The following is a 20,238-nucleotide window of genomic DNA, read 5'->3' on the forward strand; positions in this document are numbered from 1 at the left end:
ATTTTCAAGGCGATAGTTTCAAAAAAGGATCGAAAATGAGGTTTTTTCTCTCCCCTCCGCACATGAGCGGCAATGAGCTCCAATACATCGAGCAAGTCTTTGAGAGCAACTACATCGCGCCCTTGGGCGAATTTGTCAATCGCTTCGAGCAGAGTGTGAGGGATTATAGCGGCTGTGAGCATGTTTTGGCCCTGAATTCTGGCTCGGCGGCCCTGCACCTAGCCTTGAGAGTGGCTGGAGTGGGACGAGGGGATGTGGTTTTGGCCTCTTCTTTCACCTTCATCGCTAGCGTGGCGCCGATTTATTACTTGGGCGCGAGGCCCGTTTTCATCGACTGCGATGAGACCTTTAATATCGATGTGTCTCTGCTGGAATGGGCTCTTGAAGAAAACAAGCCCAAGGCCTTGGTTTTGACGCATCTTTATGGCAATGCGGCTAGGATTGAGGCAATCGCTAGGCTTTGCAAGGAGAGGGGCGTTGTTTTGATCGAGGATGCGGCAGAGGCGCTGGGCAGCCTTTATGGGGGGAGGGCGCTGGGGAGCTTTGGGGACTTTGGCGTGTATTCTTTCAACGGCAACAAAATCATCACCACCTCAGGCGGGGGGATGCTCGTGGGGAGGGACAAGGCGCTGATGGATAGGGCGCGTTTTTACAGCACGCAAGCGCGGGAGGACTGCCTGCATTATGAGCATTTGGATTATGGCTACAACTACCGCTTGAGTAATGTTTTGGGCGCTATCGGCGTGGCGCAGATGGAGGTTTTGGAGCAGAGGGTGCTTAAAAAGCGTGAAATTTACGCTTGGTATAGGGAATTTTTGGCGGGGAAATTGACCTTTTTGGACGAGCTTGAAAATTCTAGGAGTAATAGGTGGCTTAGCACTGCGCTGGTAGATTTTGAGGCGGGGGAGCTTTCTGGCAAAAAAGAGCGCGCGAGCTGTGGGCGGAAAAATTTAGCCCTGCATCCTAAAATTTCAAAGCTCATTGAGGATTTACAAAGGGAGCGGATCGAAACGCGCCCTCTGTGGAAGGCCATGCATTTGCAGGGGGTTTTTGAGGGTGAGAGGGTCTATCTCAACGGCAACAGTGAGCTTTTTTTCCAAAAGGGCATTTGTCTGCCAAGCGGCACGGCTATGACGCGCGAGGATGTGGGAGAAATTTCAAGGCTGATCTCAAAGAGCCTAGAGGGTTGAGAGATGGGTTTGAATTTATCCAAAAGTAGGAGGTTGGTTTTTTTCCTCCTTTGCGATAGCCTTTTGTTTGGCCTTTGTATTTTTTTGGCCTTTTCTTTGAGATTTAGCGGAGAAATTCCTAAAGAATTCTATCAGGGTATGGTGAAGGCGGGCGCGATCCTTTTGCTTTTGAAAATTTTTCTTTTGTTTTTGTTCCGCATTTATAAGGTGGCGTGGCGCTTTTTCTCCCTCAATGAGGCGCGGAAGATTTTCTTAGCCCTGGCCCTTTCGGCGCTCATTTTTTTAGGAATTTTTTATTTTTATCCGCATTTTTTCAACCCCTTTCCAAGAAGCGTGGTGGGCATTGATTTCGTGCTTTCTTACCTTTTCATCGGTTCTCTTAGAATTTCTAAAAGAATGCTTGTCGATTTCAGACCCTCCAAGCTCAAGGACGAAGAAAAGCCCTGCATAGTCGTGGGCGCGACCTCTAAGGCCCTGCACCTGCTAAAGGGCGCCAAGGAGGGCAGTTTGGGGCTTTTTCCTGTCGCGGTGGTGGATAATAGGCACGAGCTCATCGGGACATATTGCGATAAATTTATCGTGGGAGAGAAGGCTAAAATCCCAAGCTATGTGAGCGAGGGTGTCAAAACGGCCATCATCGCCTTAAAGCTTGAGCAAGATGAGCTAAAAGCCCTTTTTGACGAGCTTGTGGGCTATGGCATCAGCGATGTGAAGCTTTTTTCCTTCACCCACAATGAGACGCGAAACATCAGCATCGAGGATCTGCTAGCCCGAAAGCCTAAGGATTTGGATAGTGCGGCGGTGGTGGATTTTCTCAAGGACAGGGTCGTCCTTGTCAGTGGCGCGGGTGGGAGCATAGGTGGGGAGCTTTGCAAGCAGTGCGTGAAATTTGGCGCGAAGCATCTTATCATGGTCGATCACAGCGAATTTAATCTTTACAAAATCAACGAGGCTTTAAGCTCACATCAAGAAAAAATTACCCCCGTTTTGATGAGCATTTTGGACGCTAAGGGACTTGATGAGCTTTTGAAAAAATTCAAGCCCGATTTGATTTTACACGCCGCGGCCTATAAGCATGTGCCACTTTGTGAGCAAAATCCACACGCCGCGGTGCTGAATAACATAGTGGGCACGAAGGTTTTGAGCGACTGCGCGAAGGAAAATGGGGTTAGGAAATTTGTGATGATCAGCACGGATAAGGCGGTGCGCCCTACAAGCATTATGGGATGCACGAAGCGGGTTTGTGAGCTTTATACCTTGGGAATTTCTAGCGAGGAATTTGAGGTCGCCTGCGTGCGTTTTGGCAATGTGCTAGGCTCTAGCGGGAGCGTGATACCTAAATTTAAGGCTCAGATTGAGGCTGGGATGCCCCTCACGCTGACGCATCCTGATATTGTGCGCTATTTTATGCTTGTGGATGAGGCGGTGCAGCTTGTTTTACAAGCGGGAGCCATCGCAAGGGGCGGGGAGCTTTTTGTTTTGGATATGGGTGAGCCTGTGAGGATTGTGGATTTGGCTAAGAAAATGCTCCTGCTTTCTGGGCGGGAGGATTTGGAGATCAAGATCACGGGTTTGCGGCGCGGGGAGAAGCTTTTTGAGGAGCTTTTAATCGATGAAAGTGATGCGAAAACGCAATATGAGAGCATCTTTGTCGCTGGAAGGAGCGAGGGCTTGGACCTGGCTGGGCTAGAGGCTCAAATTCAAAGGCTTAGAATGTGCGATGATGCGGAGGAGATCGCTGTGATTTTGCAGGAGCTAGTGCCTGAATTTAAGCACAACAAGGAGGGAGTTTAATGTTTATTAAAGATATACAAATTTTTGAGGACAATCGCTACAAGGCTAGGGCCTATATGAGCTATATTTTGCTCAAAAATTTGCCCGACAAATTGCCCGATATTCACATTGAGAGCATCAAGGAGGCTTTAGATAAAATCGCTCACGATGTTTCAGTTTTTGATGCTTTGTATATCCTTGATCCTTCGGGCATGCAGGTGGAAAATGCCATCACTTTGGATAAAAAATATGAGCAAGGCGCGGGTGAGGATAGAAGCTCTAAGGCCTATTTTTACAGGGCTGTGAAGCTCAAGCGCTGCATTTTGAGCGATCCTTATCCTTCTTCTTTTAACAACGAATTGTGCGTTACGGCTTCCATGCCCATTTATGATGATAAAAACAACCTGCTTTTTGTGGTTTGCGTCGATGTCAAGCTTAAGGATATTTTAAAGCTCATACAGGCGGGGAAATTTGAATTCGCCTTCTTGCAATTTGGTCGTTTGGTTTATTTTTGTTTTGCCTTGGTGCTTTTTGTTATAACCTGCTTTTTGCTGCATAGAGGGATTTTGGGGCTACTTCACGACAATGCCTTTGACATCCATAAAATTTTTGAAAGCACGATAGCCATCACCTTAGCCTTGTCCATTTTTGATTTGGCCAAAACCATCGTCGAGGAGGAGGTTCTGGGAAGGACGAAAAAAGAAACCAATGGGCTGCAAAGGACTATGGTGAGGTTTTTGGGAAGCATCATTATCGCTTTGGCGATTGAGGCCTTGATGCTTGTTTTCAAGCTCACTGTGGGGGATTTATCGCAAATGGTGTACGTGATTTATTTGATTGGCGGAGTGAATTTGCTGCTCGTGGGGCTTAGTATCTATTTGTTTGCTGTAAAATATAAAAATAATAATATTTTGGAGGCAGATTAAACAAAAATGAAAGTTAAATGTGCTAAAATCTGGCTTTAAATTTTTAGCTCGATGTTGGGGCACATGAAGGCAAAACGCCAAAAATTTAGAAATTTTGAAAGGAAATGCTGTGAAATTACTGGTTGTTGATGATAGCTCTACGATGAGAAGGATTATTAAAAACACTTTGACAAGGCTGGGACATAATGATGTCTTGGAGGCTGAGCATGGGGTCGAGGCCTGGGATCTGCTTGAAAAAAATGAGGATGTGAAGATTTTGATCACCGACTGGAATATGCCTGAAATGAACGGACTTGACCTTGTGAAAAAAGTTAGAGCTGAGAAAAAGTATGAGGATATGCCCATTATCATGGTAACCACAGAGGGCGGAAAGGCCGAAGTCATCACAGCACTCAAGGCGGGAGTGAATAATTATATCGTCAAGCCTTTCACGCCGCAGGTTTTAAAAGAAAAACTCGAGGATGTTTTGGGCGTAGGCAGTGATGTTCCAGCTGAATAAGCTGGCATTTGATATGAAAAAATTCTATTATGAATTGTTTTTTAAAGTGCAGGAGCCATATAAACAACCGCTTCTTGAGCTTATTTTTGATTTGGGGATTTGTGCCGTTGAAGAAAGGGACGGTGGGCTTTACATCCGCTCTAGTGAGAAATTGGACGATGTGGCTTGGGCTTTGGAAATTTTTTGCGACAAACTCTCAAAAATAACGAAACAAAATTTCAATCTAAATATCATCCTCGATAAAAAAGAAAACAAAAATTGGATACAGGAGTATGAAAAATCCATCCAGCCCATCGCGATCGATCAAATTTATATCCACACAGCTTGGCAGGAAAAAAAGGAAGGTCGCATTAATGTCCAAATCGATCCCGCCCTGGCTTTTGGCTCAGGCCATCACGAGACGACTCATTCTTGCATCCGCTTTTTGCAAAAATTTGCCAAAAAGGGCGTTAGGGCTTTAGATTTGGGCTGTGGGAGTGGAATTTTAGCCATCGTTTTGGCGAAATTGGGCGCTAAGGTCGACATTTGTGATACCGATGAGCTTGCTCTTCAAAGCGCAAGATCCAATGCAAAAATCAATGCCGTATCCTTTGAAGCCTCTTGGCTTGGGTCTTTGGATGGGGCGACGCGAAAATATGATTTTTTGGTTGCTAATATTATCGCCGATGTGATTTTGGTTTTGGAAGGGGACATAAAAAATCATTTAAACGAAAATGCTATACTCATCCTTTCTGGGATTTTAAATAAATACGAAATTAGAGTGAAAGATAAATTCAAAGATATGCAGCTTGTTGATGCGATGAAGATGAACGAGTGGTGTAGCTTAGTTTATAAGAAAGGAAAATGATGAATAACCCCAATAATAAACCCACAGGAAATCCACAAAATAATAATTTTTTCAACAAAAATCCTATTTTGATTTTTGCTATTTTTGCTGTTGTTATGGTGGTCATTTTTAAAAGCTTTTTTGACGGAGGTAGCTCTTTTACTGGGAATTTGAACGGCAGTGAGTCGAGTAAAACTATCGCTTATTCTGAGCTTAAAAAGCTCATCGAAAGCGGTCAAATCAACCAAGTCAGCATAGGGCAAAGCACCATCAAAGCCGTTTCCACTTCTCACAATACCGTTTATAGTGCCAAAAAGGTCAATGATCCCGATTTGATCGCCTTGCTTGATAGCAAAAATATCGCCTACGGTGCTTACACAGAGGGCAACTGGCTCACCGATTTGCTATTTTCTTGGGTTTTGCCCGTTTTTATTTTTTTTGGAATTTGGATGTTTTTAGCCAGTCGTATGCAAAAAAATATGGGAAGTTCTATTTTGGGTATAGGCAGCTCCAAAAAGCTTGTAAATTCCGAAAAACCAAAAATTAAATTTGGCGATGTGGCAGGGGTTGAGGAGGCTAAAGAGGAGGTTAAGGAGCTTGTCGATTTTCTTAAGTTTCCCGAGCGTTACATCAAGCTGGGCGCAAAAATTCCAAAAGGACTCCTGCTCGTGGGACCTCCGGGCACGGGGAAAACGCTTTTGGCTAAGGCCGTGGCGGGTGAGGCCGATGTGCCTTTTTTTAGCGTTTCGGGTTCGTCCTTCATTGAAATGTTCGTTGGTGTGGGCGCCTCGCGCGTTAGGGACCTGTTTGAAAATGCTAAAAAAGAAGCCCCAGCCATCGTTTTCATCGATGAGATTGATGCGATTGGAAAAAGCCGCGCGGCCAATGGCATTATGGGAGGGAATGATGAGAGGGAGCAGACGCTCAACCAGCTCCTAGCCGAGATGGACGGTTTTGGCACAGAGAGCTCTCCCGTCATCGTTTTAGCAGCTACGAATAGGCCTGAGGTTTTGGATGCGGCCCTTTTGCGACCGGGTAGATTTGACAGGCAGGTTCTGGTGGATAAGCCCGATTTTAAGGGCAGATGTGATATTTTAAAAGTGCATATGAAGGATGTTAAAATTTCGCCAAAGGTGAAGGTTGAGGACATCGCAAGGCTCACGGCAGGCTTGGCGGGGGCGGATTTGGCTAATATCATCAACGAGGCAGCGCTTTTAGCCGGGCGTGATTCTAAAAAATATGTCGAGCAAAACGACCTCGTGGAGGCGGTTGAGAGGGCTATTGCGGGGCTTGAGAAAAAATCGCGCCGCATCAACGATAAGGAGAAAAAAATCGTTACCTACCACGAGTGCGGACACGCTTTGATAGCCGAAACCACAAAGGGTGCCAAACGCGTGAGTAAGGTTTCTGTGATACCCAGAGGGCTTGCAGCTTTGGGCTATACCTTAAATACACCTGAGGAAAATAAATTTTTGATGCAAAAGCACGAGCTCATCGCAGAAGTAGATGTGCTTTTGGGAGGTCGCGCGGCAGAGGAGGTTTTCATCGGTGAAATTTCAACGGGTGCTAGTAATGATCTTGAGCGCGCCACGGACATCATTAAGGCGATGATTTCGATGTATGGTATGAGCGAAATTGCCGGACTTATGGTGCTTGAAAAGCAGAGAAATACCTTTTTGACAGGGGGGCAGAGTATTAAGGATTATTCCGAAAAAATGGCGGAGTCTTTGGACAATTATGTGAAAGAAACCTTAGACGAGCGCTATAAGGAGGTGAAGGCTACCTTGAGCGAGTATAGGGGCGCGATAGAAACGATGGTGAGCGCCCTGTATGAGGAGGAGACGATTGAGGGGGCTAGGGTGAGGGAGATCATCCAGCATTACGAGGAGGAAAATCAAATGCCAAGCCGACTGCAAGCCTTGCCTGAGGTCAAAAAAGAGGGCCAATGAGTAAATTTTTAGCAAAAGAGGGCTATTTTGTCGTTTTTTTGAGCCTCTTTGTGTTTCTCGCATTTTGGTTCTTTGCAGAATTTTCTTGGATGCTTTTCATCCTATTTTTACTCCTCGCCTTCCTTTTTAGAAAAACAAAAAACGCCCCGCCCTGCAGCGATGAAAAAGCGATTTTATCGCCCCTTAGCGGCAAGATCACTCAAATAGAAAACACCACCCACAAGGATTTAGGCGCCTGTGTCGTGCTGCGTATCAAAAACGCTCTTTACGATTGTGGGGTTTTGATAGCACCCACCAAGATGCGGATCGAAAATTCACAGCTCACGCACGGACTTTTTCTATGCGATCGGCTAGAAGCGGCCAAAACAATGAATGAAAAAATCACGCTCCAATCCTCCGCCTCGGGTCAAAAATTCATCCTGCAAATTCACGCTGGCTCCATGGACAGAAAGCTCAAATTCGCCCCGCTAAACCAAGCCCTAAGCTGCGGTGATGAGCTGGGCTTTTCGCTCAACGGCTCGGTGAGTTTGTTTTTGCCAAGGGATGCTAGAGTGCATGTTGGTCTCAACGATACGATCAAGGCAGGCTCTTTGCTAGGATATTTTGCGTAGGATTTGGGATGACAAACAAGCCTCAGCTCATCTACATTCTGCCTAATCTTTTCACCGCCGCCTCGGCTTTTTTGGGCGTGATTTCCATCATCGCATCCCTCAACAGCGACTACGAAAAGGCACTGCTCTACATCATCCTCTCTTTGCTTTGCGATGGGCTTGATGGACGGGTGGCAAGACTGACCAACACCACTTCCAAATTCGGCGTGGAATTTGACTCACTAGCGGACTTGGTGGCCTTTGGCGTGGCCCCTGCCATGCTTTTTTATGCGAGTTTGGGAGTGTATTTTGGGAAATTGGGTTCTTTGATTGCGGCTTTTTTTGTCGTCTTTGGCGCGATCCGCTTGGCACGCTTTAATGTAACCACAGGCACTTACGAGCCCTCCGTTTTTATCGGGCTTCCCATACCCACAGCAGCGGTGGTGAGTGCGATTTACACTTACGCTTATCTTAGCTACGATTTTTTAAAGCCCTATGGCCTTGCCATCGTGATTTTGCAGGCCATCTTGGGAATTTTGATGGTGAGTAACATCCGCTATCCAAGCTTCAAAAAGATAAATTTCAACCGCTCCAGTGTTTTAAAGGTCTTGATATTTTTGATGATAGCCTTTTCATTTTTGTATCTCTACCCCTTAGAAAGCGTGGTTTTGTCGGCTAGTTTTTACGTTTTGTATGGGATTTTGCGCTTCCTTTTCACCCTTTTTCTCCCGCGCAAAAAGAATAAAATTTAGCAATTTGCTCCAATTCCCCCGCCTCAAAACCCGCCGCGAGCCTTGCCTTTGTGTTGAGTTTTTTTCCTGCAAGGTTGAATTTTTTGAACTTTTCGCACAGGGTTATGAAATCCTCCCGCTCATCTTTGGCAAATTTCCACCACAAATCGCCCTTTTGAACATGCCTGATTTCATCCCTGAGTATGGTGCCTAAAATTTCCTCCAAAAGTGGCCTGATGGGATGGGGGGAGCTTTGAAGCTTTTTTACGATGAAAGGATTCGCATCCAGCCCCTTAGCTTCCAGACCCCTATGCACCACGCCCATTCTAAATTTCAACGAATCCTTAGTCGCCCTCAAAGCCTCCTCGAAATTATCGTGCGCAGGGAAGGAGCCATACTCAAAGCCCAATTCTTTCAGGGCCAAATTCAAAAGCTTGAAATGCCGCATCTCATCACAGGCCACCTCCAGCCAGTCCTCGTAAAAGGCAAGGGGCAGATTTTTAAAGCGGTAGCAGGCATCAAGGGCGAGATTGATGGCGCTAAATTCAATGTGGGCTATGGAGTGGATGAGCTTGGCTAGAGCCTTGTGGCTGTTTGCAAATTTAGGGCGCCTAAGCCGCGTGGGGTGCAGGAGGCGGATTTTTTCATGGGAATTTGGCCTGAAAATGCTGGGATGATCGGCATTGAAAAAGAACCCTCCCCCCTTGAAATTCTCGTAAAAATGCTCAAATTTTTCAAACTTAGCCTCCATTGTTTTTTCATACAAAACGCATTCTAGGCTGCTGAAAAATTCGCATCGCATGAGGAACTCCAAGATTTTTAAGATTATAGCCTGATTGCGTTATAATGTGATTTTAGAATTTTAAGGAGAAACCATGAAAGCGCTCAATGAAGAAGAAAAAAGGGTGATTTTACACAAGGGCACGGAGCCTGCATTCAGTGGGGAATATAACGATTTTTACGAAGAGGGCATTTACTGCTGCAAACAATGCTCCGCCGCGCTTTACCGCTCGGAGGACAAATTCAAATCAGGCTGTGGATGGCCTAGCTTTGATGATGCGATCGAGGATGCGGTCAAAAGGGCTCCGGATAAGGACGGGGTTCGCACTGAAATTTTATGCGCAAGTTGTGATGGGCATTTGGGGCATGTTTTTTTGGGAGAGGGCTTTACCCCCAAAAATACGCGCCACTGCGTCAATTCCATTTCTTTGAATTTCGTCAAAAATTAACAAATTCTAAAGCTACGAAAGGCGAATTTTCGTGGCTTTATCCGTAAATTTTCTCCCACAAAACTCAATTTTGAACCATGCCTTGTTTCTAAAATGTTTCCATTTTTTTTTAAATTTCGCAGATATTTTAGTTCTTAAGGAGAAAACAATGAAAAAAATTTTAGTTTCTAGCATCGTGAGCTTGGCTCTAGCAGGTGCTTTAAGCGCGGCGGATCTTAGACTTGCTGGCTCATCTACGGTTTATCCGTTTAGCTCTTTTGTGGCTGAGGAGTATGCTACGGTGAAAAACATCAAAACGCCTATCGTTGAAAGTTTGGGAACGGGCGGGGGCTTTAAGGTTTTTTGCGAGGGCGCTACAGATATTTCTAACGCTTCAAGACCGATAAAATCTAGCGAATTTGACACTTGCAAAAAAAATGGCGTAACGGACATCGTGGGCGTTATGATAGGCTATGATGGTATCGTTTTGGCGCAAAATAAAACCAATACTCCTCTTAACATTAGCAAAGAAGAGCTTTTTTTAGCCCTAGCTAAGGAAATTCCTCAAGATGGCAAACTCGTGCCTAATCCTTACACAAACTGGAATCAGATCAACAAAAATCTCCCAAATCGCAAAATTTCTATTTATGGACCCCCTGCTAGCTCAGGTACGCGAGATACTGTGGAGGAACTTGTGATGGTCGATGTGTCTAAAAAACTAAAAATATATGGCGATAAGGGTTATAAGACCATTCGTCAAGATGGAAACTACATCCCAAGTGGTGAAAATGACAACCTTATCGTTTCAAAATTGACGGTGGATAAAGATGCCTTTGGTTTATTTGGCTATAGTTTTTTGGTAAGCAATGCCGATAAAATCACGGCTGCAGATATCGATGGCATCAAGGCTAATGAAGAAAACATCGCTGCGGGCAAATATGAGCTTGCTAGAAGCCTTTACATCTACATCAATGCCAAGAAAAATCCTAAAGAGGCCTTTGAATTTGCCGAGCTTTACATGAGTAACGATTTGGCTAAAAATGGCGGCGAGCTTCAAAAAATAGGACTTGTTCCTTTGGATGATAAGACCTTGAAAGATTTTCAAAAACACATCAAAAATAAGAAAATTCTAACCGATGAGTTGGTTAAAGCGGGTAAGGTTTTTTAAGGACGCATTTTGTTTAGAGAAAAAATTATCAAATTTATACTCTTTCTGTGTGCCTTCGTAAGCGTAGTGGTGAGCTTTGCCATTATGCTTACCATTTTGGTCGAGGCTTTGAGATTTTTTCAAAAAGAAAGCCTGAGCACATTTTTGTTTTCGTCCCAGTGGGCGGCGGATGCGGCCTTTAGAAATGCCGATGGCACGAGTAAAGAAGGTGTTTTTGGTGCGCTCTCTTTGTTTTGGGGGACCTTTTACATTTCTCTCATCGCCATGCTCACGGCCCTGCCTTTGGGCGTGATGTGTGCTGTGTATTTGGGCGTTTTTGCCGGTAAAAAATCTAAAAACTACCTCAAGCCTATCTTGGAAATCATCGCTGGAATTCCCACCGTGGTTTTTGGATTTTTTGCTGCGATTGTGGTCGCGCCTTTCATCGTGTGGTTTTTTGCCCTTTTTGGCATTGAGGCTAGCTTTCAAAGCGCCTTGGGGGCGGGCTTTATCATGGGCATTATGATAGTGCCGATAGTGGCGTCCTTATCGCAAGATTGCATCGAGGCGGTGAGTGAAAAGCGCATCAATGGCGCCTACGCCCTAGGCATGACGAAGCGAGAGGTCGTTTTTGCCGTGATCTTACCCGAGGCGGTACCTGGCATAGTGGCGGCTTGTTTGCTTGGACTTTCAAGGGCCCTAGGAGAGACGATGATCGTGGTGATGGCGGCTTCCTTGAGGCCGAATTTGACGCTGAATTTCCTTGAAGACATGACCACCGTAACCGTGAAAATCGTAGAAGCTCTAAGCGGCGATCAGGCCTTTGACAGCTCGCTGACCCTGAGCGCCTTTTCTTTGGGGCTTGTTTTATTCATCATCACCCTCATCATTAATATGTTTAGCGTTTATCTCATCAACCGCTTCCATAAAAGGAAAAATTTATGAAAAAGCTTTTCAAACAGCGAAAAAAAGCCTCAAAATCCTTTATGAGACTTTGCAAAATGGGACTTTATATCAATCTCACCTTTTTGTGCATTTTCTTGGGAAGTGTGGCTTATCTTGGTTTGGGGGCCTTTCAGCAAACTTATATTTTGGCCGATGCGGATAGAAATGTCCTTGCTTTTTCACTCCTTTCAAGAGCGGAGCAGAGGAAGATTAGAACGGGACAGATCACCGAAAAAACTTGGCTTTTGGCAAATTCTGAAGTGGATCAGTATATGAAGAAAAAATACAACCGACTCAGCGATGACGAAAAGGCTTTGGTGGATAGCCTCATCCAAACCGATGAGATAAGATTGCAGTTTAATGTCAATTTCTTCCTCAATGGAGACTCTAAATCGCCCGAAAATTCAGGCATCTTTGCCTCGGTGGTTGGCACCTTGCTCGTGATGCTTGTGTGTATGGCAGTGAGTGTGCCTGTGGGTGTTTGCGCGGCGATTTATTTGGAGGAATTCGCCCCGCAAAATTTATTCACGCATTTCATAGAAGTGTGCATCAACAACCTCGCTAGCATCCCCAGCATCCTCTTTGGACTTTTGGGGCTTGGCGTTTTTATCAATCTCTTCGGCATGCCCCGCTCTTCAGCCCTCGTGGGTGGACTGACCCTAGCGATCATGAGCCTACCCATCATCATCGTCTCCACGAAGGCCGCCCTCAAAAGCGTGGATATCAATATGAAAAACGCCGCCTACGCCCTGGGCATGACGAAGGTGCAAATGGTAAGGGGTATCATGCTCCCCCTCGCTCTGCCGATGATACTCACGGGCTCTATTTTGACCCTAGCTCAGGCCATTGGTGAGACCGCGCCCTTGATGATTATTGGCATGATAGCCTTCATCCCCGATGTGGCAAACAGCATTTTCACCCCGACTAGCGTTTTGCCTGCGCAAATTTATTCTTGGTCGGCTATGCCAGAGCGGGCTTTTTTGGAGAGGACGGCAGCTGGCATTATCGTGCTTTTGGCGCTTTTAGTGGTGCTCAATCTTACCGCCGTGCTTTTGAGAAAATATTTTCAAGGAAAACTCAGATGATAGCAAAAACGACAAATTTAAATTTATTCTACGGCAAAAAGCAGGCCCTTTTTGACATCAATATGCCTGTGGAGAAAAATAAAATTACCGCCCTCATTGGCGCTTCAGGATGCGGGAAGTCGACTTTTTTGCGTTGTTTTAATAGGATGAATGACAAGATCGCAAAGATTGACGGACTTGTGGAGATTGAGGGCAGGGATGTGAAAAATCAAGATGTGGTCGCCCTGCGCAAGGATGTTGGCATGGTTTTCCAGCAACCCAATGTCTTTGTCAAAAGCATTTATGATAACATCTCCTACGCCCCTAAGCTTCACGGGATGATAAATTCTAAGGATGAAGAGGAGGCTTTGGTTGTGGATTGTTTGCAAAAAGTGGGGCTTTTTGAAGAGGTGAAGGATAAGCTCAGGCAAAACGCCCTCGCCCTCTCAGGTGGACAGCAGCAGCGCCTTTGTATCGCAAGAGCCCTAGCCATCAGTCCCAAGCTTTTGCTTCTTGATGAGCCCACTTCGGCACTTGATCCTATTTCTTCTAGCGTTATTGAGGAGCTTTTGAAGGAGCTTTCGCATGATCTTTCTATGATTATGGTTACGCATAATATGCAACAGGGCAAGAGAGTGGCGGATTTCACGGCGTTTTTTCACTTGGGCGAGCTTGTGGAATTTGGCGAAAGTAAGGAATTTTTTGAAAACCCCAAGCAAGAAAAAACCCAGGCCTATCTAAGCGGAGCCTTTGGTTAGATAACTTCAAAATAATAAATTATATTGCTTGAAATAAACAAAAATTCCGAATTTTTAGTAGCGACAGTTTGTGTTCTGGTATTGATTTTTAACCTAAATTGAAGATATATAATGTTTGATCGTTTTACAATATAAAAATACAAAAACAATTCAATGGAGAATTTGTAAGAACTGATTATAGCGTACTCTAGAATATAAATTAGGATGACAATCGGCGACTCAAGCGCTTAAAATTTATTAGGTACAATAACAAAAAAGTAGCAATTTTTGAACTTAAAATAACAAATAAGCTAAAATTACGGAACTTACGGATTTTGATATACCAAAAATAATGAATACCATTTTGGAGAAATTAAAGCTGTGGCAAAAATATAGGTAAAAAATAGAAAATTTAAAAATTACCGAGGTGCATTATGAAATTAAAAAACTTGATTTTGTTAAGAAAGAAGTTTTTATGCTATAAAAATGAATCAAACTCTATATCCTCAACGATAAGCTTTAATAAATTTAAAAATATCTCAAAATTAAAAGACGATGGCTGCCCAACTCCATAGTATTCTTCACTCAACAAAAATGCTTAAAAAGCATTTTTGTTGAATATCCCCATTGTTTTATAAAACCTTATCCTTGCTGATGATTTTGACTAGAACTAAAATGAGTGAATGTGCTTTTAATGGTACAGAATATGAAAAACTAGGCCTTCAAAAGATAGAACAAGTGCGAAGATGGACATAAAAAAGTACTTTTCTCATGGCTGAAAAATGAATGTCTTCTCCTAGCAATCCAGATCAAACCACAGCTATAGATAAGTAGTTGCAAACCACCCAATTGCTAATGATGATTCGAAAATGTCTCATTAGGCTACAAAGACTGAAAAAATATAGACTATTTTAAACTGTGCTATTGTGGTTAGTAAAAGTGGTCAATAAAAATAGTATCCACAAAATCAACAGGTTGATTTTGAAAGGTGCTTGAGCTTAAGCGACTAAAATGAATTCAAATTTAAACATATTGTTGTGCAAATATTGATGTTGGGATTTATGTGTTGATTTTCAAATTAAAACTCAAAAAATTTTACAACAAATTTTCATACCATAAAATAAACTTAAAGGACTCTTTTATGAGTGATTTTAATAGGGCAACATAATTTACCCACTTCAACCCATCTTGCCCCAAACTCTTCTAAAATATCATCAAAACACATAAACTAACTTAGAAAATTTTATCATTTAAAATTATCGATTTTAGCCTTAAAATTTTCTATTGATTTGTAAGGTAATGTGTAAAAAAGCTTTCTATGCTGGGGAAAGTAATGCCCTTTAAGATTATCGGCAAAATAAATATAACTTGCTCTAATTTCGTTAAGTTTATTCGATCAAAAAGTATAGTTTTCGTTATTTTTACTCATCCAAATTATCGCAATTTCTCGAACGCTATTTGTTTTAATTTTTTATCAAAATTTAAGCGATTCTCAATATTCTTCCCATTTTGATTTGAGATAAATATCACCCAAAAGATGTTTGATATTTGGACATAAAAATAGCTCTAACTTCTTTGGCAATTAAAAATTTGAAAATTCTTCCATTCAATTAACATGATTATGTTAATTACATACAGTTAAACATTCATACGAACATGAAAATAATAAGCTTCATTGCAAAAATTATAAATATGGTTGAAATTTTCTCCCCCCAAAATGCTAAAATGAATGCGTGAATTTAATTTTTATGGAAACGATATGCAAGAAATCACCATCGATCCTCAAAGCATCAAAATCAACAGCGATTGGCGAGAATTTTTGAAAGAAGAATTTACAAAGCCCTATTTTTTGGGCATAAAAAAGCGCTATATTGAAGCTTTAAGACAGGGCAAAACCATCTACCCCCCCGCCAAGCTCACCTTCCATGCCTTCAATCTCACCCCCCTCAACGAGCTCAAAATCGTCCTTTTGGGTCAGGACCCCTACCACGGGCCGCATCAGGCTATGGGCCTTAGTTTTTCCGTGCCAAGTGGCGTGAAAATCCCACCCAGTCTTTTGAATATTTACAAAGAATTGCGCGAGGATTTGGGGATAGAAATACACAAAAATGGCGATCTTAGCAGCTGGGCAAAACAGGGGATATTGCTCTTAAATTCCACACTCAGCGTCGAAGCCAACAAGCCCGCAAGTCATAGCGACTGGGGTTGGCAGGAATTTAGCGATGCCATCATCAAAAGGCTCAGTTTGGAGAAAGAGGGTTTGATCTTCCTCCTGTGGGGCAATCACGCAAGGAGTAAAAAAGCCCTCATCGACACGCAAAAACATTTCGTCCTAGAAGCCGCCCATCCAAGCCCCCTAGCGCGCAAGGGTTTTTTGGGCTGTGGGCATTTTTCTAAAAGCAATGCCCTGCTGAAAAAACTCGGCAAGGGAGAAATCAAATGGAATTCAAACGCCACAATTTAAAAAGCTTGGATAAAATGGCGCAAAAATTTACAAAGGATGGCCGTGAAAACCATAGGAATCATAGGCGGCATGAGCTTTGAGAGCACAGCGACCTACTATAAGAGCATCAACGAAGAGGTCGCCAAAAAGCTCGGGGGACTCAATAGTGCTAAAATCGTGCTTTATAGCCTAAATTTTGAAGAAATCGCCGCCCTGCAAGAGCGAGGGGACTGGGACGGGGCGGCGCGAATTTTGGGCGAGGCGGCAAGGAAGCTTGAGGCGGCGGGGGCGCACTTCCTCCTCATCGCCACCAACACGATGCACAAAATTTACGACTCCATTCAAGCTCAGGTCAAAATCCCCATCCTCCACATCGCGCTCAGCACGGCCGCTGCCCTAAAGGAGGCGGGGATTAAAAAAATAGGACTGCTGGGCACGAAATTTACGATGAGTGAGGATTTTTACATCAAAATTTTGAGCGAGCAGGGCATAGAAACACTCACTCCAAGCGAGGCGGACATGCAGGAGGTGAGTGGTATTATTTTCAGCGAGCTTTGCAAGGGTCAAATCAAAGAAAAATCCAAGGAAAAATACCTGCAAATCATCCAAAAACTCCAGCTCATCGGCGCGGAGGCCATCGTGCTAGGATGTACAGAAATCGGCCTTTTGCTCAAATCAAGCGACACGAAAATTCCGCTTTTTGACACCTGCATCATCCACTCCAAAAACGCCGCAAAAATAGCCCTAGACGATCAATAAATTGACAAACGAGCGGCTGAATTTAAAGACGCGACAAATAAAACGACACAAAGATATTCACAAGCATGGCGATGAGTAAAAGCGGCGTGGTGCGTTTGATAATATCCATGGGAGAAACCTTAGCAAAGCCCGCCAAAGCGATGATCCCGCCGGCAATAGGCGAGGCGGCACGCCCCAAGCATGAAGCGATCTCAATGGGCAAAACGAGCGTGATGGGCGCGATGCCTAGCCTTGTGGCGATGTCGGGGGCCAAACGGCCAAAGGCGTTGAAGGCAGCTATGCCACTTCCCATGATCATCGCAAAGCCATAGACCAAGAAGCTTAAAACCACCATGCTAACTAGCACGGCGAGGCTGGCGAATTTTCCTTCACCCAAGGCACTCACGCTACCGGCCAAAATCCCAACCCCGCCCAAGGCCTTGATGCCCTCGGCAAAAACGCTAGCGGCGATGATGATGCTCACCACGCTTACAAAAATTTCACTCATAGCCCTTAAGATAACGATCGTGTCCTCGCCAAGCCTCTTAGCGTCCCTGTGCCTTGCAAATTCCACGCAAAAAACCAAAGCGATGCTCGCAAAATTTGCCGTAATCACATCGAGCTTTATCCCCAGAAAATACGCCGCAAACAAAAACACCAAAGGCAGCCAAGGGAAAAGAATGTAGAAGGTCGGGCATTGTGGGTTGATGATCTTGGGAGTTTCTGCCGCATCCATCAACACGCCCCTAGCCTCATCTTTTTTATCCACCCACGCAAAATAAAAGGGGATCAAAGCCGCGATCACCGCCACATAGGCCAAAACGACCCAAAGCTGATAATTTAAAAACAGGCCCACGACATTATCTTTTTGCCCCACCATGTCGGCCATATTGATGGAATTTCCATCTTTAGGACCATAATCAAGAGCGATCAAAGAAAGCACGCTAACGGCCGTGATGGGGCGAATTTTAAGCGCGATCAGCACCGGGTAAATGCAGGCCAAAAGCAAAAGCAAAAGCCCCGCGTAGCTTGAAATGACCATTTTAAGAGCCATGCCCACCACAAAAGTGCCGCTTAAAATGAGGTATTTGTTTTTCACTTTGCCAAGCGGTTTGTTGGCCAAAAAGGCAAGTTTTGCCGAGGCATTGATGTGCTTCATATAGGCCGCAAAACCCGCCACACTCATGATGATAAGCCCCACGCCGGCAAGTTGGGCTTTAAAGGTTGCCGTAATGAGGGCAAAGCTGTCAAGGATCACATCCAAAAGGCTTGAAGCCTCCCTCGCTGGAGCTTTTGGGATGGGCACACCGAAAAAATAAAATGCAAAGATCAAGAGCATCAGGCCCGAAAACAAAAAAGTAAAAATGGGATTGTATTTTTTAAGAATATAATACCCCACGATCATCACAGCAATGAGGGTTAAAAAAATAGCCATCTAGCATCCTTCACCTTGAAAAAATCGCAACAAAATTTACCGGAGAAATTTTGCAAAATCCACCGTCAAATCCAGCATGAGAGCGCCCGCATCCGCCTCCATCAAAAGCGCGCCGCTGAGCTCACTCAAATTTGCCTTTATCTCTTCCCTTTTGTCCTCGATATAGGCCAAAACGCCCTCATAGCCGCCATTTTCCAGCACCCAGAGCGGATTCATGATCTCAAATTCAAAAAGCCTCTCCCCCGCATGAACATTAAAAACATTATCAAAAAGCGCTGTCCCCATGAAGGAGCAGTTGTTGATAAGCTGCACCAAGCCAGCATCCAAAGCGCGCCTTTGCACCCCATCATCATCCATCCTCTCGCTAAGATGCCTGTGAATTTTTTTGAGCGCAAGGTCCAAAACCTGCAAGGCGCCGATAAAATCGTTCGCATCGTTGATTTGAGAGCCAATTTGCTTCGCCTTAAATTCGCTCACGCCCTGCACCTGACCCAGATGCTGTTTTAGCACATCCAATTCGTTTTTCATGGCCTTCCTTTCAGTATTGCTACGAAAAAAGAAAGCAAAAAGCGTTCCTACTTTGCATTTAAATTTTCATCCAGCCAGAGCACCGCCTGCGATCCTATGTCATTTAGGGCGTTTTCAAAGGCGGCCTGCAGGGAGTGGATTTCCCAATCTGCAAGCAGTTTTTGCGCGCTAAGCCTCGTATGCGCCAGCTCTTTTGCCCCCTTGGCATCCAGTAGGGTTAAATTCACAGATATCTTCGCATAGGCCCCGCCATCCTCTCCAATAACCTGCTCAAATTCCTCCACCCTGCTTTGCACAAAATCAAATCCGCATCCACCACACCACCCTGCTCTATCACCGCCGTAAAAAGCCCACTGCGCTCCAATTTATCCAAAAGCACAAGGCGGTAAAAATCGCTCGGCAAATCTCCCCAAAAGCTATGCGCATAGGCCCTGGCAATCCCATCCCTCACATAAACGATCTCCCTAGAATTCAAATAAAGCGGCAGGGTGGCCCTAGCGATTTTGATGCTCTTTCCCGTCCCCTCGCCGTGCGGCGTATCATTTTTGAACGATTTTAAAATGAGATACTGCTCCCTATCCACCACAGTCGTGCTGCATCCTGCCATCAAAAAAACCACAATCCACAAAATTTTTCGCATCATTCCTCTCCTGGTCCAAGCTGGGGTTTGCCCTCCTTAAAAATCAAATCCGAAGGACTTTTTCGCAGATCCTTTAGTGCCTTATTGCCCTCCAAAAGTAGACCCCTCAAAAGCTCCAAATTCTCCAAAGCGCCCTCCCTAAGCGCCTCATAAGCCTCGAGTTTTTTTGAAACCCCCTGCATAAGCTCCCTAAAGGCTAGGCTGCTCTCATCGATGCTGCGCAAAGTTCCTTGCAAATTCTTCGCCGCCAAAGCGATGTTCTTGCTCGCTTCGTTCAAATTTTTACTCAGATCCTTAGAATGCGCGTTGAGATTTTGACTCAGCTGGGCTAAATTTTCTAGCAAGAGCCCAAAATTTCGTAAATTCTCATCGCTCAAAATGACCTTGCTCTTTGCATCAGCCGTTTCAATGAGAGAAAAAATCCTCTCGCTCTGCTTGTCGATGGAGGCGAGAAAGCCCTCCCTAAACTGGATCACAGGATAAGCCCTCCCATCGCTTTCTAGCGGCTCTAACTCCCCGCTACCGCCCTGAAGCTGGATGAATTTAAGCCCCGTGATGCCCTGAAGCTCCAAGGTCGCAAAGGTATCCTCCCGTATGGGCGTGTCTTTTTTGACCTTGATGCGTATGCGAACCTCAAGTTCATCCTTCGTATCGATGCTGATGTCCTCCACGCTGCCCACCTCCACACCCAAAAGCCGCACCGGCGCCTTGGGCCCCAGTCCCGCAACGGACTCTTGTGTGTGAATTTCATAATAATCAAAGCTTTCGTCCTTAGACCAGCCCCCAAGCCAAAGCAAAAAGCCCAGACTCGCAAAAAACACACCAAAAACAAAAACCCCCACAAAAAAATAACTCGCCCTATTTTCCAT

Annotated in this window: 21 protein-coding genes; 15 read left to right on the plus strand and 6 right to left on the minus strand. The window is 44.6% G+C overall.

Going from position 1 to position 20,238, the window contains the following annotated elements; all coding sequences use genetic code 11:
* Positions 1-35: 35 nt before the first annotated feature.
* The 8 genes from Q4A73_RS00690 to pssA all read left to right on the plus strand — a co-directional run bounded on the left by Q4A73_RS00690 (position 36) and on the right by pssA (position 8,505).
* Positions 36-1,190, plus strand: a complete 1,155-nt coding sequence (locus tag Q4A73_RS00690) for an aminotransferase class V-fold PLP-dependent enzyme (protein WP_303205513.1) — start codon at positions 36-38, stop codon at positions 1,188-1,190.
* A 9-nt stretch (positions 1,191-1,199) separates the two neighbouring features.
* Entirely contained in the window at positions 1,200-2,984 is a 1,785-nt protein-coding gene (gene pglF / locus Q4A73_RS00695; protein ID WP_303205578.1) for a UDP-N-acetylglucosamine 4,6-dehydratase (configuration-retaining), read from the plus strand.
* The gene (locus tag Q4A73_RS00700) at positions 2,984-3,889 is read left to right on the plus strand and encodes a PDC sensor domain-containing protein (RefSeq protein WP_303205514.1); all 906 of its coding nucleotides are present in this window, start codon (positions 2,984-2,986) and stop codon (positions 3,887-3,889) included. The genes pglF and Q4A73_RS00700 overlap by 1 nt, the downstream gene beginning before the upstream one ends.
* Before the next feature lie 109 nt (positions 3,890-3,998).
* Entirely contained in the window at positions 3,999-4,388 is a 390-nt protein-coding gene (locus Q4A73_RS00705; RefSeq protein WP_303205515.1) for a chemotaxis response regulator CheY, read from the plus strand.
* Positions 4,389-4,401: 13 nt separating this feature from the next.
* Positions 4,402-5,235, plus strand: a complete 834-nt coding sequence (locus tag Q4A73_RS00710) for a 50S ribosomal protein L11 methyltransferase (RefSeq protein ID WP_303205516.1) — start codon at positions 4,402-4,404, stop codon at positions 5,233-5,235.
* A complete protein-coding gene (gene ftsH / locus Q4A73_RS00715; protein ID WP_303205517.1) occupies positions 5,235-7,163 on the plus strand; it encodes an ATP-dependent zinc metalloprotease FtsH in 1,929 nt (642 codons plus the stop codon). Before Q4A73_RS00710 ends, ftsH begins: the two co-directional genes overlap by 1 nt.
* Positions 7,160-7,774 (plus strand): phosphatidylserine decarboxylase, encoded by a 615-nt coding sequence (locus tag Q4A73_RS00720; protein WP_303205518.1) that lies wholly within the window; start codon positions 7,160-7,162, stop codon positions 7,772-7,774. The genes ftsH and Q4A73_RS00720 overlap by 4 nt, the downstream gene beginning before the upstream one ends.
* An 8-nt stretch (positions 7,775-7,782) precedes the next feature.
* A complete protein-coding gene (pssA, locus tag Q4A73_RS00725) occupies positions 7,783-8,505 on the plus strand; it encodes a CDP-diacylglycerol--serine O-phosphatidyltransferase (protein ID WP_303205519.1) in 723 nt (240 codons plus the stop codon).
* On the opposite strand, the gene Q4A73_RS00730 is transcribed toward pssA, so the two are convergent.
* A complete protein-coding gene (locus tag Q4A73_RS00730; protein ID WP_303205520.1) occupies positions 8,468-9,286 on the minus strand; it encodes a ferritin-like domain-containing protein in 819 nt (272 codons plus the stop codon). The two genes, pssA and Q4A73_RS00730, sit on opposite strands and share 38 nt — an antisense overlap.
* 73 nt (positions 9,287-9,359) lie before the next feature.
* On the opposite strand from Q4A73_RS00730, the gene Q4A73_RS00735 reads away from it, so the two are divergent.
* The 7 genes from Q4A73_RS00735 to Q4A73_RS00765 all read left to right on the plus strand — a co-directional run bounded on the left by Q4A73_RS00735 (position 9,360) and on the right by Q4A73_RS00765 (position 16,787).
* Positions 9,360-9,713 carry a methionine-R-sulfoxide reductase gene (locus tag Q4A73_RS00735; protein WP_303205521.1) on the plus strand — a complete coding sequence of 118 codons (354 nt, stop codon included), beginning with the start codon at positions 9,360-9,362 and terminating at the stop codon, positions 9,711-9,713.
* Between the two features lie 148 nt (positions 9,714-9,861).
* Positions 9,862-10,860 carry a substrate-binding domain-containing protein gene (locus Q4A73_RS00740; protein WP_303205522.1) on the plus strand — a complete coding sequence of 333 codons (999 nt, stop codon included), beginning with the start codon at positions 9,862-9,864 and terminating at the stop codon, positions 10,858-10,860.
* 9 nt (positions 10,861-10,869) lie between these two features.
* Positions 10,870-11,784, plus strand: coding sequence for a phosphate ABC transporter permease subunit PstC (gene pstC, locus Q4A73_RS00745; RefSeq protein ID WP_303205523.1), 915 nt, complete (start codon positions 10,870-10,872; stop codon positions 11,782-11,784).
* Complete coding sequence (gene pstA, locus Q4A73_RS00750; protein ID WP_303205524.1) at positions 11,781-12,869, plus strand: phosphate ABC transporter permease PstA; 1,089 nt, start codon at positions 11,781-11,783, stop codon at positions 12,867-12,869. The genes pstC and pstA overlap by 4 nt, the downstream gene beginning before the upstream one ends.
* Positions 12,866-13,606 (plus strand): phosphate ABC transporter ATP-binding protein PstB, encoded by a 741-nt coding sequence (gene pstB, locus Q4A73_RS00755; protein WP_303205525.1) that lies wholly within the window; start codon positions 12,866-12,868, stop codon positions 13,604-13,606. The genes pstA and pstB overlap by 4 nt, the downstream gene beginning before the upstream one ends.
* A gap of 1,738 nt (positions 13,607-15,344) precedes the next feature.
* On the plus strand, positions 15,345-16,049 hold the full coding sequence (ung, locus tag Q4A73_RS00760) for a uracil-DNA glycosylase (protein WP_303205526.1): 705 nt from the start codon (positions 15,345-15,347) through the stop codon (positions 16,047-16,049).
* 42 nt (positions 16,050-16,091) lie between these two features.
* The gene (locus Q4A73_RS00765; RefSeq protein WP_303205527.1) at positions 16,092-16,787 is read left to right on the plus strand and encodes an aspartate/glutamate racemase family protein; all 696 of its coding nucleotides are present in this window, start codon (positions 16,092-16,094) and stop codon (positions 16,785-16,787) included.
* Positions 16,788-16,809: 22 nt separating this feature from the next.
* On the opposite strand, the gene dcuC is transcribed toward Q4A73_RS00765, so the two are convergent.
* From dcuC to Q4A73_RS00790, 5 genes are read right to left on the minus strand one after another with little or no spacing between them, the layout of a single operon-like run.
* A complete protein-coding gene (gene dcuC, locus Q4A73_RS00770; RefSeq protein ID WP_303205528.1) occupies positions 16,810-18,201 on the minus strand; it encodes a C4-dicarboxylate transporter DcuC in 1,392 nt (463 codons plus the stop codon).
* A gap of 36 nt (positions 18,202-18,237) precedes the next feature.
* Entirely contained in the window at positions 18,238-18,729 is a 492-nt protein-coding gene (locus Q4A73_RS00775; protein ID WP_303205529.1) for a flagellar FLiS export co-chaperone, read from the minus strand.
* Between the two features lie 47 nt (positions 18,730-18,776).
* Positions 18,777-18,956 carry a hypothetical protein gene (locus tag Q4A73_RS00780; RefSeq protein WP_303205530.1) on the minus strand — a complete coding sequence of 60 codons (180 nt, stop codon included), beginning with the start codon at positions 18,954-18,956 and terminating at the stop codon, positions 18,777-18,779.
* Entirely contained in the window at positions 18,953-19,369 is a 417-nt protein-coding gene (locus tag Q4A73_RS00785) for an ABC-type transport auxiliary lipoprotein family protein (RefSeq protein WP_303205531.1), read from the minus strand. The genes Q4A73_RS00780 and Q4A73_RS00785 overlap by 4 nt, the downstream gene beginning before the upstream one ends.
* Entirely contained in the window at positions 19,369-20,238 is an 870-nt protein-coding gene (locus Q4A73_RS00790) for an MlaD family protein (RefSeq protein WP_303205532.1), read from the minus strand. Before Q4A73_RS00790 ends, Q4A73_RS00785 begins: the two co-directional genes overlap by 1 nt.

Source organism: Campylobacter sp., from assembly GCF_030528245.1.
Lineage (GTDB): Bacteria > Campylobacterota > Campylobacteria > Campylobacterales > Campylobacteraceae > Campylobacter_D.